This window comes from Gilvimarinus gilvus (assembly GCF_030518155.1).
Lineage (GTDB): Bacteria > Pseudomonadota > Gammaproteobacteria > Pseudomonadales > Cellvibrionaceae > Gilvimarinus > Gilvimarinus gilvus.
Genome location: NZ_JAULRU010000569.1, coordinates 193,774 through 207,292 on the forward strand (window position 1 = coordinate 193,774; position 13,519 = coordinate 207,292).

14 protein-coding genes and 4 tRNA genes are annotated in these 13,519 nt (G+C 50.0%); 11 read left to right on the top strand and 7 right to left on the bottom strand.

Features of this window, described 5'->3' with window-relative positions:
- Positions 1–3: 3 nt before the first annotated feature.
- From QWI17_RS11495 to QWI17_RS11505, 3 genes are all read right to left on the bottom strand, one after another.
- On the bottom strand, positions 4–396 hold the full coding sequence (locus QWI17_RS11495) for a DUF4389 domain-containing protein (protein WP_302722651.1): 393 nt from the start codon (positions 394–396) through the stop codon (positions 4–6).
- Positions 386–1,414, bottom strand: a complete 1,029-nt coding sequence (locus QWI17_RS11500; protein ID WP_302722652.1) for an NAD(P)H-dependent glycerol-3-phosphate dehydrogenase — start codon at positions 1,412–1,414, stop codon at positions 386–388. The genes QWI17_RS11495 and QWI17_RS11500 overlap by 11 nt, the downstream gene beginning before the upstream one ends.
- A 581-nt stretch (positions 1,415–1,995) precedes the next feature.
- Positions 1,996–2,496 carry a flavin reductase family protein gene (locus QWI17_RS11505; RefSeq protein WP_302722653.1) on the bottom strand — a complete coding sequence of 167 codons (501 nt, stop codon included), beginning with the start codon at positions 2,494–2,496 and terminating at the stop codon, positions 1,996–1,998.
- Between the two features lie 235 nt (positions 2,497–2,731).
- On the opposite strand from QWI17_RS11505, the gene QWI17_RS11510 reads away from it, so the two are divergent.
- The 8 genes from QWI17_RS11510 (at position 2,732) to QWI17_RS11545 (ending at position 7,358) form a co-directional block, all read left to right on the top strand.
- Positions 2,732–2,808 (top strand) — tRNA-Pro (locus QWI17_RS11510).
- Between the two features lie 18 nt (positions 2,809–2,826).
- A tRNA-Arg gene (locus QWI17_RS11515) sits at positions 2,827–2,903 on the top strand.
- Between the two features lie 97 nt (positions 2,904–3,000).
- Positions 3,001–3,076, top strand: a tRNA-His gene (locus tag QWI17_RS11520).
- Between the two features lie 471 nt (positions 3,077–3,547).
- Positions 3,548–4,399 carry a bifunctional methylenetetrahydrofolate dehydrogenase/methenyltetrahydrofolate cyclohydrolase FolD gene (folD, locus tag QWI17_RS11525; protein WP_302722654.1) on the top strand — a complete coding sequence of 284 codons (852 nt, stop codon included), beginning with the start codon at positions 3,548–3,550 and terminating at the stop codon, positions 4,397–4,399.
- Positions 4,400–4,453: 54 nt separating this feature from the next.
- Complete coding sequence (locus QWI17_RS11530) at positions 4,454–4,828, top strand: hypothetical protein (RefSeq protein ID WP_302722655.1); 375 nt, start codon at positions 4,454–4,456, stop codon at positions 4,826–4,828.
- On the top strand, positions 4,828–5,619 hold the full coding sequence (locus QWI17_RS11535) for a pseudouridine synthase (protein ID WP_302722656.1): 792 nt from the start codon (positions 4,828–4,830) through the stop codon (positions 5,617–5,619). The genes QWI17_RS11530 and QWI17_RS11535 overlap by 1 nt, the downstream gene beginning before the upstream one ends.
- Positions 5,609–6,298, top strand: a complete 690-nt coding sequence (locus QWI17_RS11540; RefSeq protein ID WP_302722657.1) for a pseudouridine synthase — start codon at positions 5,609–5,611, stop codon at positions 6,296–6,298. Before QWI17_RS11535 ends, QWI17_RS11540 begins: the two co-directional genes overlap by 11 nt.
- 28 nt (positions 6,299–6,326) lie before the next feature.
- Complete coding sequence (locus QWI17_RS11545) at positions 6,327–7,358, top strand: class I SAM-dependent methyltransferase (protein WP_302722658.1); 1,032 nt, start codon at positions 6,327–6,329, stop codon at positions 7,356–7,358.
- Here the strand turns inward: QWI17_RS11545 and QWI17_RS11550 are convergent.
- Positions 7,345–8,085 carry a polyamine aminopropyltransferase gene (locus QWI17_RS11550; RefSeq protein ID WP_302722659.1) on the bottom strand — a complete coding sequence of 247 codons (741 nt, stop codon included), beginning with the start codon at positions 8,083–8,085 and terminating at the stop codon, positions 7,345–7,347. The genes QWI17_RS11545 and QWI17_RS11550 overlap by 14 nt on opposite strands.
- A complete protein-coding gene (locus QWI17_RS11555) occupies positions 8,079–8,699 on the bottom strand; it encodes a DNA-J related domain-containing protein (RefSeq protein ID WP_302722660.1) in 621 nt (206 codons plus the stop codon). Before QWI17_RS11555 ends, QWI17_RS11550 begins: the two co-directional genes overlap by 7 nt.
- A 203-nt stretch (positions 8,700–8,902) precedes the next feature.
- Between QWI17_RS11555 and QWI17_RS11560 the strand changes: the two genes are divergently transcribed.
- Both QWI17_RS11560 and ppnP read left to right on the top strand, forming a co-directional pair.
- A tRNA-Asn gene (locus QWI17_RS11560) sits at positions 8,903–8,978 on the top strand.
- 989 nt (positions 8,979–9,967) lie between these two features.
- Positions 9,968–10,249 (top strand): pyrimidine/purine nucleoside phosphorylase, encoded by a 282-nt coding sequence (gene ppnP / locus QWI17_RS11565; protein ID WP_302722661.1) that lies wholly within the window; start codon positions 9,968–9,970, stop codon positions 10,247–10,249.
- 20 nt (positions 10,250–10,269) lie between these two features.
- On the opposite strand, the gene QWI17_RS11570 is transcribed toward ppnP, so the two are convergent.
- Both QWI17_RS11570 and QWI17_RS11575 read right to left on the bottom strand, forming a co-directional pair.
- Positions 10,270–11,742, bottom strand: coding sequence for an alpha/beta hydrolase (locus QWI17_RS11570; RefSeq protein WP_302722662.1), 1,473 nt, complete (start codon positions 11,740–11,742; stop codon positions 10,270–10,272).
- A complete protein-coding gene (locus tag QWI17_RS11575; RefSeq protein ID WP_302722663.1) occupies positions 11,727–12,401 on the bottom strand; it encodes a TIGR01621 family pseudouridine synthase in 675 nt (224 codons plus the stop codon). The genes QWI17_RS11570 and QWI17_RS11575 overlap by 16 nt, the downstream gene beginning before the upstream one ends.
- A gap of 516 nt (positions 12,402–12,917) precedes the next feature.
- Between QWI17_RS11575 and QWI17_RS11580 the strand changes: the two genes are divergently transcribed.
- Positions 12,918–13,517 carry an acyltransferase gene (locus QWI17_RS11580; RefSeq protein WP_302722664.1) on the top strand — a complete coding sequence of 200 codons (600 nt, stop codon included), beginning with the start codon at positions 12,918–12,920 and terminating at the stop codon, positions 13,515–13,517.
- Positions 13,518–13,519: the final 2 nt, after the last annotated feature.

The following is a 13,519-nucleotide window of genomic DNA, read 5'->3' on the forward strand; positions in this document are numbered from 1 at the left end:
TTACTACTTGTCAGCAGCTTCTTTATCGGAATCCGCTTCTGACGAGTTTACGTCCTCAACGACAGCCGCAGGCTTTTCTTCCTCTGGTTTATCTTCCTCTGGCGTTTCTTCAATGGGCGATGGCTGTGGCCAATCGGCAAATGGAAACGGTTTTTCATCGGTGTTGTATGTCAGAAAACGCAGTGCCGCGTAAATAAACTGCGACAAGGAATCCCCCAACTGGCGGAGGTTTGGATTGTCTTTGCCGGTGATCAATGCAAATACAAACTGCACCACCACCAAAATCGACATAACGATACCGGCCACGTACAGAATGACCGAAAACAAGATCATAAATACTAGACGCATCCAGTGATTAGCTGACAGAAGGTTGGATTTCAGTTTTTCATTGTCCATGACTATTCCCTATATATTCCACATCATTACTTTGCTCACCCAACATCAGTTCACGCACTACATCTGCAATGGCCCGACGCTCAAATAACACGCTGTACAACCCCGAAACCAAGGGCATATAAACGCCCATGGCATCCGCTTTCTCTTTCACTTGTTGCAGCGTGTTCACACCTTCGGCCACTTGGCCAAGCCCTGACACTACCTCATCCAGGGGCTGTCCCTTACCCAAAGAGTACCCGACCCTATAGTTCCGGCTCAAGTCCGATGTGCAAGTTAATATTAAATCTCCCACGCCGGCCAACCCTAAAAAGGTCATTGGGTTGCCACCCATGACCCCGGCAAACCGCCCCATTTCCGCCAAAGAGCGCGTCAGCAGCATAGCCTGAGTATTTTTACCTGCGCCAATGGCGGCAGCCATACCGCAGATAATGGCGTATATATTCTTCAGTGCGCCGGCTAATTCGACTCCGCCCCGGTCTTGATTAGCGTATACACGAAAGGTTGCGGAGCTCAGTGTACTCTGAACGGTGCTCACGACATACTCATCTTCACTGGCAACCACCGTTGCAGTATGTTGGCCGGCAACAATCTCCTTGGCAAAATTGGGCCCGGAGATAACGCCGATTGCCTGCCCCGCTAACTCCTCCTCAAGTATGTCACTCATAAGATTGAACGTTCCCGGCTCAATACCTTTGGCGGTACTGACAACAATGGCATCGGCCTTCAAGTAGGGCTTGATCTGTCGACACACCTCCCGAAACGAGTGACTTGGGATGGACACCAGAACCAAATCCGTGGCATTTATTGCCTGCTCTAGGTCGGATGTAATCTGTAAACTTGGCGCCAATTTAAACCCGGGTAAATATCGGGTGTTCTCATGCTCGCGCTGGCACTTCTCGGCGTTTTCAGTATCTCGCATCCACAAATATGTGTGGTGGCCGTTTAACGCCACAATATTGGCGATTGCCGTCCCAAAACTGCCACCACCCAATACGGCCACTTTTAACTTATTCGTCATTAAACCTTTACCTTCCCATTGTCGAAGCACGGTGTCGCACTTTTCTACCATTTATAAAAGAATGACATTTAAATACTAAGCTTTTATTTCCGAATTCACAGTTGATTAAACTTTCAACGCTAGTGTTACTCGGTTAATCAATTTGTAACTTTTTTGCACAACCTAATATTACGTATGTTTTTCCACACTTTCTGTGGATAACTTAGTGGATTATTTTTGGGAAAAGTAGTCTGAGCCGCGTAAAACCTAGCTAAAGGTCAAATTGAACAATATTTAACCTTAATCTTTATTTCCTTTTAATTCAGTAACTTACAGCTCTTTCCCAGTGTTTTAAGGCGATTTATCCAACAATATAGAGTTCAACCGCAATCACTTTACGCTGATGTGCATAAAAAGTTAGTGACCCTTAACCCTATACTCGCCGTAGACACAAAACTTTCACACTTCAAGCATAAAACTGACACAGAAACGTCATGTTTGGAATAAGGCTTGAATCACTATTTCACTTCTAAAAAAACGTTGCGTATTGGATTACTGCCCCTACCTTTACTGCAAAACAGTCGACGTTTACGCGATTGGGGTTACGCTTTTGCGATATGGGCGTAACCGCCATTGTGATATATCAAAGGATCCGTGTGGCGCTCGCTAACCAGGACGTCGTCAATTTGTGCAATAACAATATGATGCGTGCCATAACTGACTACCTTGTCTGATTTACAAAAGAAAACAGCCTCAGAGTCTGTCAAATAGGGAATTCCGTCAGGCCCCTCCAGCCAGCTCCCCACACTAAAGCGATCCTGCACGGGCTCAAACCCTGCACAAACATTGGATACCTGGTGTTGATCCCGAAACAAGACATTTACCGCAAACGTACAACCTAAACTTTCGAGATGCCCCTGTAAGGAAACCTGCTTATTAATGCATACCAGCAACGATGGCGGATCATCGGAAACAGAGGTGACGGAGGATACAGTCATCGCAAAGCGCTCATCACTGTCGACGCGAGTGGATAGTACGCTCACCCCAGACGCCAGACGACGCATCCCCTGTTTCATGGCTAAGCCAAGATCTGTGTTGTGCATAGTGCCTCCAATTGAATAAGGCGCTATTCTGACCATCCCCCCGTGCAGACACAAGCGTGACATAGCAAAACAGCGCATCAAGTGGCCAATTTGAACACTGCCAACACAATTTGACGGCCGCGCAAGCAAAGGCTGCAAATTATTTAAATCCGTACTCATTTTTCGTTGACGAAGAAGATGGTCATGGGTATCATGCGCACCTCTTGAAACGTGGTCACCGCGCTTCAAGACGCGTCGGAGTGTAGCGCAGCCTGGTAGCGCGTCTGCTTTGGGAGCAGAATGTCGGGGGTTCGAATCCCTCCACTCCGACCATTTTTAGTTTCCAGCCATGCGCCCGTAGCTCAGCTGGATAGAGCATCCGCCTTCTAAGCGGATGGTCGCAGGTTCGAGTCCTGCCGGGCGCGCCATTTTAGCCCTTCCAGGTGTAGCGGCGCGTCGCCAGGATATCAGGCGAATGCTTTAAAGTTCGCCAAAGTCCCCGAGGCGGGACAAGACCTCTCAATGGTGGCTGTAGCTCAGTTGGTAGAGCCCTGGATTGTGATTCCAGTGGTCGCGGGTTCGATCCCCGTCAGCCACCCCACTTTTCTTCTGAATTACCCAGACACCCCACGCAAAAGCAAAGCCATAACCTCTTAGAACCCACTATGCCCTCAATCTGAGTTTCCATCCATTTTATTGCGCGGCATCTCTCATTTACTTCTCATCCCCCTACCTTCAGCGCAGGTCTATTTATTGATAGAAGCACAGCGGCACCAGCACTATCGATGCGAATACCGCCAGCCTGATCGAAAATTAAAAATTGTCATCGCGCTGCCAAACAGAACCAGCGCTCTATACGGTTAACAGGCGTCGCTGTATGGGAGCTAAAAACAGCCACGTGCGCCCCCAAAGTGGCAAGCTACAGCCTATTGGACGCCTTTAGTATAGAATGAGAAGTCCCTCGATTAAGTTGTATAGGTTTGTTGCTTGGCTACTTGACCGAAGCTGTGGGAAAATGCCGACTTAATTAATTCTCTCCGAATTTGTACTGACTAAAAGGTATACGCTCTACATGTCTGCACTTGTACTTGATGGCAAGGCTCTTGCCGCTAAAACCGAACAGGAACTTTCCGCCCGCGTTGATGCGCTAAAGGCCGGCAGTAGCGGTCAAACGCCCATCCTCGCAACCATATTAGTGGGCGACGACCCGGCCTCTGCCACCTATGTGAAGATGAAGGGCAACGCCTGTGCACGCATCGGCATGGAATCGGTCAAGGTAGAGATGCCAAGCGCAACCACCACAGAACAACTGCTGGCGAAAATCGACGAACTCAATAACAACCCGAATGTGCATGGCATTTTGCTACAACACCCGGTGCCAGAACAGATTGACGAGCGCGCATGCTTCGATGCGATTGCACTGGAAAAAGACGTTGATGGTGTAACGTGCCTCGGGTTTGGCCGTATGAGCATGGGAGAGGATGCCTATGGCTGCGCCACACCAAAAGGGATTATGCGCTTACTCGAAGCCTACGAGATTGAAATGGCCGGCAAACACGCCGTGGTAGTAGGTCGCAGTCCTATTCTCGGCAAGCCAATGGCGATGATGCTATTGGGCGCTAACGCTACGGTTACTATCTGCCACTCCCGCACCAAGGATTTAGCCGCACACATTCAGCAAGCGGACATTGTTGTTGGCGCTGTAGGCCGTCCCGAATTTATTAAAGCCGAGTGGATCAAAGACGGCGCTGTAGTGGTTGACGCAGGCTACCACCCTGGTGGCGTAGGCGACATTGAGCTGGCCCCACTGGTCGACCGTGTGGCAGCTTATACGCCCGTACCTGGCGGCGTCGGGCCCATGACCATCAACACCCTGATTTACCAAACTGTAGATTCAGGTGAAAAAGCGATCGCGGGCCACTAACCAAAATATTGCAGGGGCTGTTAAGGCCCTGCTCCCGCCGATACGAGAACTTCTATGGCACACTCAGCAAAACCTTACGCCCTAAAGTTGCCTGGCGGGTACCGCCGTTGCTTGCGCACCTTTTTCCTTGCAACGTCAATGGCACTATCCTGCGTAACGAGTGCTCACGAGAACTACCTTTTTATTTGTGAGCTAGAAGGAGCAACCCGCCAAATTGAGGTGGCTTATTTGGTTTCAGAGCAAGATGTACCGTGCGAAGTTCGCTATCAAAAAAATGACGGGGACGGCACCGTATTGTGGCGCGCCAACAATCAGGGCGGCTTTTGCGAAAACAAAGCGGCCAGCCTTGTAAGCGAGCACAAAACACTCGGATTTCAATGTGAGAGTGAGAATTTGCCCGAAGATTTGCCACAAATTGGCGAATACTAATGGCGCCCCGGGATATTATTGATGGGGACACTCAAGAGAAGCCCGCACGGCTCGATATACTTTATCGAGACGAATACCTGATTGCCATTCAAAAACCCAGCGGGTTGTTAGTGCACCGCAGCCCTATCGACAAATATGAAACCCGCTTCGCGATCCAACAATTGCGCGATCAAATAGGCCAGCGTGTCTACCCAGTGCACCGACTTGATAAACCGACATCGGGGGTACTCTTGTTTGCACTGGATTCAGCCACCGCAAAACAGGTCAACGAACACTGGAGCACGACCGAGAAAACGTATTTGGCGGTTGTTCGCGGCTATGCTCCCGAACACCAAATGATTGACCACGCTTTGCGATACGAAGCCGACAGTTACGGTGACGCCAATTTAACGCATACAACGGTACAGCAAGCAAAAACGCAAGTATCACGACTTGCCAGTATTGAACTCAACGTCACCATTGACCGCTACCCTTCGAGCCGCTACTCACTGGTCAAGTGCCAACCTTATACCGGACGCAAACATCAAATACGCCGCCACTTAAAGCGCATTAGCCACCCTATTATAGGCGACGCCAAACACGGCAAAGGTAAGCACAACCGCTATTTTGCCAACCAATTACACACCCCCCGACTTCTGCTGGCAGCCACACAGCTGAAGCTTAAGCACCCTATCACGCGACAAACGCTTTGCATCAATGCGCCACTTGAAGGTTGCTTCGCCGAATTAATCCAACGCTTTGACTGGAACGAAGCCGTGCCGACAGAATGGTTACCCAATTATGCGTCTTGATAAGTTTATTGCTCATAGCGCTGGCCTATCGCGTAAACAAGTGAAAATTGCACTGCACCACGATCAGGTTTGCGTAGACGAGCAGACAGTTAGAAACGGCGGTATCATCGTTAACAGTGTAAATACAATTACCTTGGATGGACAAGTATTAGCACTATCGGGCCCGCGTTACTTTATGCTCCACAAACCAAAAGGCGTCGTCTGCGCGAATCAAGACGCCAGCTACCCCACGGTACTGGACTTACTCAAAGAGACAAATAGCGACACGCTACAAATCGCAGGACGACTCGATGTGGATACCACCGGCTTAGTCCTCATTACCGATGACGGCCAGTGGAATCACCGCGCCACCTCCCCCAAAGTAGGCAAGAATAAAACGTACCAAGTCACTACCCGCGAAGCCATAACTCAAGCGCTCATAGAAGCACTTGAAGCGGGTGTTCACCTCAAGGGGGAGACTAAACCTTGTCGGCCAGCACAAGTTAAAATTCTCGATCAGCGGTGCGCACAACTAACAATAAACGAAGGTAAGTACCACCAGGTAAAACGTATGTTTGCAGCAGCGGGAAATCATGTGGTCGCATTACACCGAAACAGTATTGGAGACATAGCCTTAGATCCCACACTTACCGAGGGGCAGTATCGCCCGCTGAACGATATAGAAATAAATTCGATTTGAAAGACGACTTAACGGCGACTTGAGCCCTATGACGAACGATCCGGCTATTGAATGGTTACTCGCGAACGCACCGACCGGTGGCAACACTCTGTGGCTGTGCGATGAACACTTCTACAATCAATCAGCCCGCCTGCCCAACGACCACAACGAGTACATCACCAACCGATTTGACATCGCCAGGCAACTTAAAGGGGCCGACTTACCGTGCCATTTCAATGATTTCGACGTTCGCCACATTGCAGATTATTCTCGGGATGCGATCGTATACCGAATATCCAAAGAAAAGCCGGTGGTACATCATGTCATTGAGCAAGCGGCAAAAAAACTCAAACCTTCTGGCCTGTTATTGATTGCCGGACTTAAGAGCGAAGGCGCCAAGAGTATACTGGAACACGCCGCAAAGACGTTGGGCGCGGCTAAAGGGACACGCAAAGAGGGCTTAGCCTACTGCGCCATTCTGAGTTCACAGGCCGAGAAAATTTCCACCAGCAGCAACTACAGCGAACTTCGCACGCACCCTATTCTCCCACAATACTTTACCAAACCCGGACAATTCGGCTGGCAAAAAGTGGATGCGGGCAGCGAATTTTTAATCTCCACCCTGGAGTCGCAGACAGCTATTCAGCAAGCTGGCAGTCTACTGGATTTAGGGTGTGGGTATGGCTTTCTGGCACTCGAGTCTCTCAATCGAGTACTAACTCACCGCCCCGCAACCATTGTTTTGACGGATAACAATGCCGCCGCTCTCGTTTGCGCACAGAAAAATACCGAATATTTAGCGCAGTGCGACGTGATAGCCGCCGACGTCGGCGATGAAGTAAGGGGACAGTTCGACCTAATCGTATGCAATCCGCCGTTTCATCAAGGCTTTCAGCTAAGCGGCGACCTTACCGATCGGTTTCTGACAAGCACCAAACGATTGCTCAAACAAGGTGGGCATGCTTATTTTGTGGTAAATGCCTTTATTCCCCTGGAAAGCAAAGCGCACAAACACTTTGAATACGTCAATTTAATCGCTAACAACAATCAATTCAAAGTTGTAGAACTTAAGCACTTTTGATGTGAATCTGTCGAGGCACACGCCCGCCGCCAAAATTTTGCAGCCGTTTCTCGATGGCAGTACGCATCGATAGAGATTGTGCAGAAACCCTTTCGCGGCTAAAACTGCCCACCGCATTTTCATAGTGTTTATGACTAAAGTAACAGAGCGAGGTAAAATCTCCGCGAGCGGCCACAACCCGCGCTGCTTGTCGATATTCCTTACTTGAGCCAAAATTTGTAATAATCTGTCCTCGATCGCTCAAACGCCTCGCTAACGACGTCAGCCATGCTTGATTCAGCGGCGTGACTCGCTCAGGTTCACCGTTATTCGTTGTAAACAAATCATCGACAATGAGACCAAAAGCCGGGCCTCGATATTGCTTTACAAAGGCCAATGCATCAGCTTCAAGCAACAGTACATGCTTACTTTTCACCCCGAAAATCGTCTTAGCAATATGCAGGTGCAGTGCACTTATATCCACACCAACCAGTAAAGCGGTGGGGAATATTCGCTGCAACTTAGCCATAACGGCGCCGCCACCGACACCGAGGACCAGCACGCGTAACGGCGCTTGTGCCTGTAGCAGCGCTGGCAACCACAGCAGGTCCCACAGGTTATCTTCTATCAACTTGGTCGGATTAAATTGGCTGTGAAAGGTACCGTCGGTATAAAGTCGCAGGCTGTTTCCCGCACTGCGTACCTCGCAATTTTGACCAAGCTCATCACAAGCCCGAAAAATCAGCACTGAATCGACTTCTCGAGTATTGTCATAGCCCAATTCACCTGTTTTAGTTGATCCACATCTCCGCCGCGATCCGGGTGATGCTGCATCGCCAAACGCCGGTAACGCTGCTTAACGGCGCTCCAGCTGACTGGATCCGCCAACCCCATAACATCCAAAGCGCGAGTGCGATCGGCTTCGACTACAGGCTGTCGCCCCATTCTCAACCAAAAGTCATCGAGCATTTCATTGACACTGGCAACCGTCGCCTGATCGAAATGAGACCAGTCGAAATAGTAACGGCGCAATTTCTCATCGCGGCTACTGCCGAGCTCTCTGGCGCCGGACGCTGGCTGAAATCTTCGCACGCTCACCTGCACCAGCCCGATATCCAGATACAGCGCCTGTGCTGCTAGCTCCTGCTGAAGATGATAAAGGGCATTAAACAGGACGAAATGGGCCTGAAACAAGCGCTTAGAACAGCTTCCGAATTCTTCAGGAATCAAACCGCGAGCCACCGCAATCTTCAACAGTGCGTGCTCACTGAACTGCTGACCGTCTTCGAACAGGAGTTGTCGAACCATTTCAAGCAGTGGATTGGGTCTATCTGCGCCTTTCAACGTCTCAGAATTAGCCATAGCCAAAGTATACATCGGCACCATCGGCAGGCGCTAATTCCCTTATTTTAGACTCTCTATCCCCTTGAATTGATTAGACTTAATACAAATTGCAGGGATTTCAGACAAAGCCATTAAAATCTTACTTTTTTTCGTGGTTGGGGGTTGACCAAATCCCGATGGCTCTATAAGATGCGCACCACTTCCCGAGAGGAAGTTACTGATCCGCCTTAGCTCAGTTGGTAGAGCAAATGACTGTTAATCATTGGGTCGCTGGTTCGAGCCCAGCAGGCGGAGCCAAATATAAGATGAAGGGGTTATCCAGAGATGGGAAGCCCCTTTTTCGTTGTATCGCGACACAATGATAAACAACTCTTTAACTTTTAATATTGGGCTGAATCAACGTTTCCGCCTTTTTCTAACCCAGCGGCTGCGCAAAATATAAGATGAAGGGGTTATCCAGAGATGGGTAGCCCCTTTTTCGTTGCGCGACACAATGATCAACGACTCTTAATCTGTTAATCATTGGCTGAATCAACGATTCAGCCTAGTTCGAGCCAGCGGCTGCGCCAAATTGAAGATGAGGGGGTTATCCAGAGATGGGAAGCCCCTTTTTCGTTGTTGCGCGGCACAATGATCAACAACTCGTTAACTGTTAATCATTGGCTGAATCAACGATTCCGCCTAGTTCGAACCCAGCGGCTGCGCCAAATATAAGATGAAGGGGTTATCCAAAGATGGGTAGCCCCTTTTTCGTTGCGCGACACAATGATCAACGACTCTTAATCTGTTAATCACTGGCTGAATCAGCGATTCAGCCTAGTTCGAGCCCAGCGGCGGAGCCAAATATAAGATGAAGGGGTTATCCAGAGATGGGTAGCCCCTTTTTCGTTGTTGCGCGACACAATGATCAACAACTCGTTAACTGTTAATCATTGGCTAAATCAGCGATTCAGCCTAGTTCGAGCCAGCGGCTGCGCCAAATTGAAGATGAAGGGGTTACTCAGAGATGGGTAGCCCCTTTTTCGTTGCGCGACACAATGATCAACGACTCTTAACCTGTTAGTCATTGGGCAATAGCGCCTCAACCCAATAACGATAGAGCGCAATGGAGATTCGGCGCAGTTTTGAGGTGTTTATGGACTATCGGGGCCACCGATGCGTCTAGCAGCAACTGTGTTCTAGATTATGATGGGCTTATATGGCTCCCCCGATCTGAACACAGTTGCTGCTAGCCAACCAAGTCAATTTACGGTAGCCTTCGCGGCCTAATTTAAGAGGGTTTTTACATGTTTAATGTTAACAATTACTTCGACGGTAAAGTCGCGTCTATTGCGTTCCAAGGTGAAAAGCTGCCCGCTACAGTCGGTGTTATGGCTCCCGGCGACTATGAGTTTGGCACCAGTCAAAAAGAATATATGTCAGTGATCAGCGGTGCCTTAACGGTAAAACTGCCAGGCAGCGAACAGTGGGTTACCTATGCCGCAGGCGAGAGCTTTGAAGTCGAAGCCAATCAAAAATTTGGCGTTAAAGTAGCGGCAGATACAGCTTATATGTGCCTGTATGAGTAAGCAGTTTTTTTAAAGCCTTGTTAATTATCACAGGGCACAATGGCGTTTTTTGATCGACTGATAAAGCCTTCCAGTTGTGCCAAAGCGCAGGGACGGTTGCTCAATACTGAGTGGCCGGTTCCTGTAAAGACAGATAAAGCCACCTCAGGCCACTGTCGCTGAACTGCCTTAGCCCAGCGCAGCGGTGTGATTGCATCAAACTGGCCACCGACAACAGCGACCCTCTTTGGCACCTGTTCGGGCCAATCTAACGGCTCTATCGAGTCGCGCCAGTGCTGACAAATTTGACCGCGCCACCCCGTCGCCATAAAAGGTTGCAGCCACGGGTAGGACTCAAACCCGCGCTGGTAATCTTCGTCCTTACCCAAGGGGTTATCGCGACAATCGACAGCGGCGTATGCACTGCCGGAAATATGCCCCGACTGCGCCAGTGACAGCTGCGTAAAACGCTCCAGCGGTTTGCGATGCCGGTTGGGGACTGCCGCGATCGCATCAATCAATAGAGGCCAGCGGTGCCGATTGTACGCGGCGGCAAACGCGGAGTTTAGAAACCGCTCAGGCGTTAACCACACTGTTTCGGGCCAACCATCAAGAGTCACTACAAGATCGAGGGGGCGGTGTTGCAGCTGGCGCAAACTCGCCCGCAGTAATTCGACAAAATTTTTATCATTCAACGGCAAGCCATTAAAGTGATTGCGCCAGACATCAAGGCAACCCGCCTCTGTACGACAGGCTTGCGCGAGCTGTTGAATACTGCCCCCTAAAAGCTCCGGCGCCGACAAAACACCGCCAAATCCTGGCGGGTAAGCAGAGTCCAACACCATAGATTCAAGTCCCTGACTGCCCACCAGCTCAATTGCCAGCCTTGATCCATATGACACACCCAACACATGCCAGTGCTCTACCCCCATGGTTTGCACAAGCGCGCGTATATCAGCCGCATTTTGTCGTGTTCCGTAAGCGTTTATGTTTAAGGTATCGGACTGATTAATACAACGCAGTAAAGCTTGATCGGGATTATCAATACGGTGCTGACGATAAGGCGTCGCCGCTAAAAGCTTGCGCCGTGCGCGTTGGTACCCTAAGCAAATGTCGCCACTTCCGCGACGATTCAATAAAATTAAATCGCGCTTTAGTCCAGCCTGCTCCGCAAACCCCAGCCAGTGCTGCATACCAGAAACACTAAAATCCAAACGGTAACCCGGCCCACCCTGCAAATAAACCAAAGGCTCTCGACTTTTATCATTACCAAGGTACTGAACCACTCGCACCGGCAATCGATCTACATTATTAGGCAGCACGAGAGTAGCGCACTGCACTTGCTTCGACATAGCAGGATCGCAATCGTGTTGAAGTATTTGGTAATCCTCGGCTATGCTTCCACTAGAGCCGTCTGCCTTCTTATCTGCACAGCCCACCGTCACCAAAACCAAGGTTAATAGAACCGCAACAAAACCCGCCCGCCGCTTCGCAAGCATTAGCAAGACGGCCATAGTAAGTTCCCAGCCTCGCCGATTTCTTCGAGTACTCGCAGACATGCCTCACCCAGGAAAAGCTGACCCGATTGCGGTAAACACCGAAAAAAGTGCGACTCGCCGGCGAGTTCAAACGCCAGTTGATAAGCGTGCAAATACACCCGATCGGCAGGTTCAGCGCCATAGAGCGTATCGCCGATAATAGGGGCGCCAATACTTTTCATTGCGACTCGTATTTGATGGGTTTTACCGGTTTTTGGCTTCACGCATTGAAGCCGAATGCCAGGAGCCAAAGAACGCGACAGATAAGCTGTGCGAGCGGCATTATCCGTACTGCGCAGCAACTTCCATGCACCGCGACGAGCCGGCGCCATATCACCCACAATACGACCTTGTTTTTTAAGTGGCTTCTTACGACTTAAGGCTAGATACACCTTCTCTACTTCGCCTTGTGCGAACTGCCGGCACAGCTCTCGGTTAGCCATCTGGGTTTTGGCCATAACCAGCAGGCCGGACGTAACCTTGTCCAACCGGTGTACCGGGTAAAGCTCATCAAGACCGAGGTTTGCCTTGACACTTTGGAACAGTCCCGGCACTGCGTTATCAGTGTGAAAGTCGATCCCGGCGTGCTTATGCACGACCAGAACACTCTCATTTTGCCAAATGACGTCAAACATCTTATTACTCTTGTCGGTATCAAAATATCGTCTAAGTGCCAGAAAAACTAAGCAGAGGCTGGCCAGTCAGAATTCAGGTGTTACACTTTACATGGGTGTCCGTACGCCAAAGCGCGCCCTCGGTGCACTGCATAATCCCGGCCAGGGGATGCTTGTAGGCATCATCGCAGAGAACGCAATACCGGAACATAGAAACGGGAAACGCACAGGCTTTGAATCGAGCACAAGGACAGCGCCAACGAAGCTTAAAAGCAACCTGAGAGCGTCCGCTCGATGCTCCACCGAAAATCTTACACGCCCTAGTTCCGCGTGGCATGGTGATTCTGCTCAACTTTATGCGCTTGGCGGCGGGCACCTTATCATTTGTGTAAACATACCCATGCTCGCAACGCTCTACCAACCCCGACAATCACCCCTGCCATTCCATAAAGTTGGTTATTTTTCTCTTTACCGCTTTAATGGTCGCTCGACTGGCGTAAAATACCGCTACTCGTTCTCCGCCAACAGCACAAGCCCATGGATTATACCGAACAGCACAAAAAACGCCTGAGCTATATGCCCTGGTTATATTTCCGCTTAAAAACCATGCATCTGGAGTGGGCCCATCCATGGCAAAACGATATTCAACAAACTCTGATGGCAATGGAAACCATCTCTATAGGCAAAAATGTATTTATTGCTCCTGAGGCCAATATATTCGCAGAGCCTGGCCGTGCAATAGAAATTGGCGATAATAGCTATATTGCCGCGGATGTAACCCTGCATGGCCCTGTGCGTATTGGTCAAAACGTTTCCATAAACCATCACTCCACGCTCGATGGTGGCAGCGCAGGTATTGATATTGCCGACCATTGTCGTATTGCGGCCTACAGCCATCTGTACGCTTTCAACCACGGCCTTAAGGCCGGTAGGTTGATCAGTGAGCAACCCGTAAAGTCGCGTGGGATAGCGCTGGAGCGCGATGTTTGGCTTGGCAGCCACACGGGTGTCACAGATGGCGTAACAATGGCAGAGGGCTCGGTAGCCGGCATGAACAGCGTTGTCACCTGCAATGTCCCCGCCTACACCATTGTCGCGGGTAATCCGGCGCGACCTATTGGCAAACGAGAACTCTAAGA

What these genes read in the sequence shown, in the direction of transcription:
- QWI17_RS11495 (WP_302722651.1), bottom strand. Translation starts at nt 396, where the DNA reads ATGGACAATGAAAAACTGAAATCCAACCTTCTGTCAGCTAATCACTGG.
- QWI17_RS11500 (WP_302722652.1), bottom strand. Translation starts at nt 1,414, where the DNA reads ATGACGAATAAGTTAAAAGTGGCCGTATTGGGTGGTGGCAGTTTTGGG.
- QWI17_RS11505 (WP_302722653.1), bottom strand. Translation starts at nt 2,496, where the DNA reads ATGCACAACACAGATCTTGGCTTAGCCATGAAACAGGGGATGCGTCGT.
- folD (WP_302722654.1), top strand. Translation starts at nt 3,548, where the DNA reads ATGTCTGCACTTGTACTTGATGGCAAGGCTCTTGCCGCTAAAACCGAA.
- QWI17_RS11530 (WP_302722655.1), top strand. Translation starts at nt 4,454, where the DNA reads ATGGCACACTCAGCAAAACCTTACGCCCTAAAGTTGCCTGGCGGGTAC.
- QWI17_RS11535 (WP_302722656.1), top strand. Translation starts at nt 4,828, where the DNA reads ATGGCGCCCCGGGATATTATTGATGGGGACACTCAAGAGAAGCCCGCA.
- QWI17_RS11540 (WP_302722657.1), top strand. Translation starts at nt 5,609, where the DNA reads ATGCGTCTTGATAAGTTTATTGCTCATAGCGCTGGCCTATCGCGTAAA.
- QWI17_RS11545 (WP_302722658.1), top strand. Translation starts at nt 6,327, where the DNA reads ATGACGAACGATCCGGCTATTGAATGGTTACTCGCGAACGCACCGACC.
- QWI17_RS11555 (WP_302722660.1), bottom strand. Translation starts at nt 8,699, where the DNA reads ATGGCTAATTCTGAGACGTTGAAAGGCGCAGATAGACCCAATCCACTG.
- ppnP (WP_302722661.1), top strand. Translation starts at nt 9,968, where the DNA reads ATGTTTAATGTTAACAATTACTTCGACGGTAAAGTCGCGTCTATTGCG.
- QWI17_RS11570 (WP_302722662.1), bottom strand. Translation starts at nt 11,742, where the DNA reads ATGGCCGTCTTGCTAATGCTTGCGAAGCGGCGGGCGGGTTTTGTTGCG.
- QWI17_RS11575 (WP_302722663.1), bottom strand. Translation starts at nt 12,401, where the DNA reads ATGTTTGACGTCATTTGGCAAAATGAGAGTGTTCTGGTCGTGCATAAG.
- QWI17_RS11580 (WP_302722664.1), top strand. Translation starts at nt 12,918, where the DNA reads ATGGATTATACCGAACAGCACAAAAAACGCCTGAGCTATATGCCCTGG.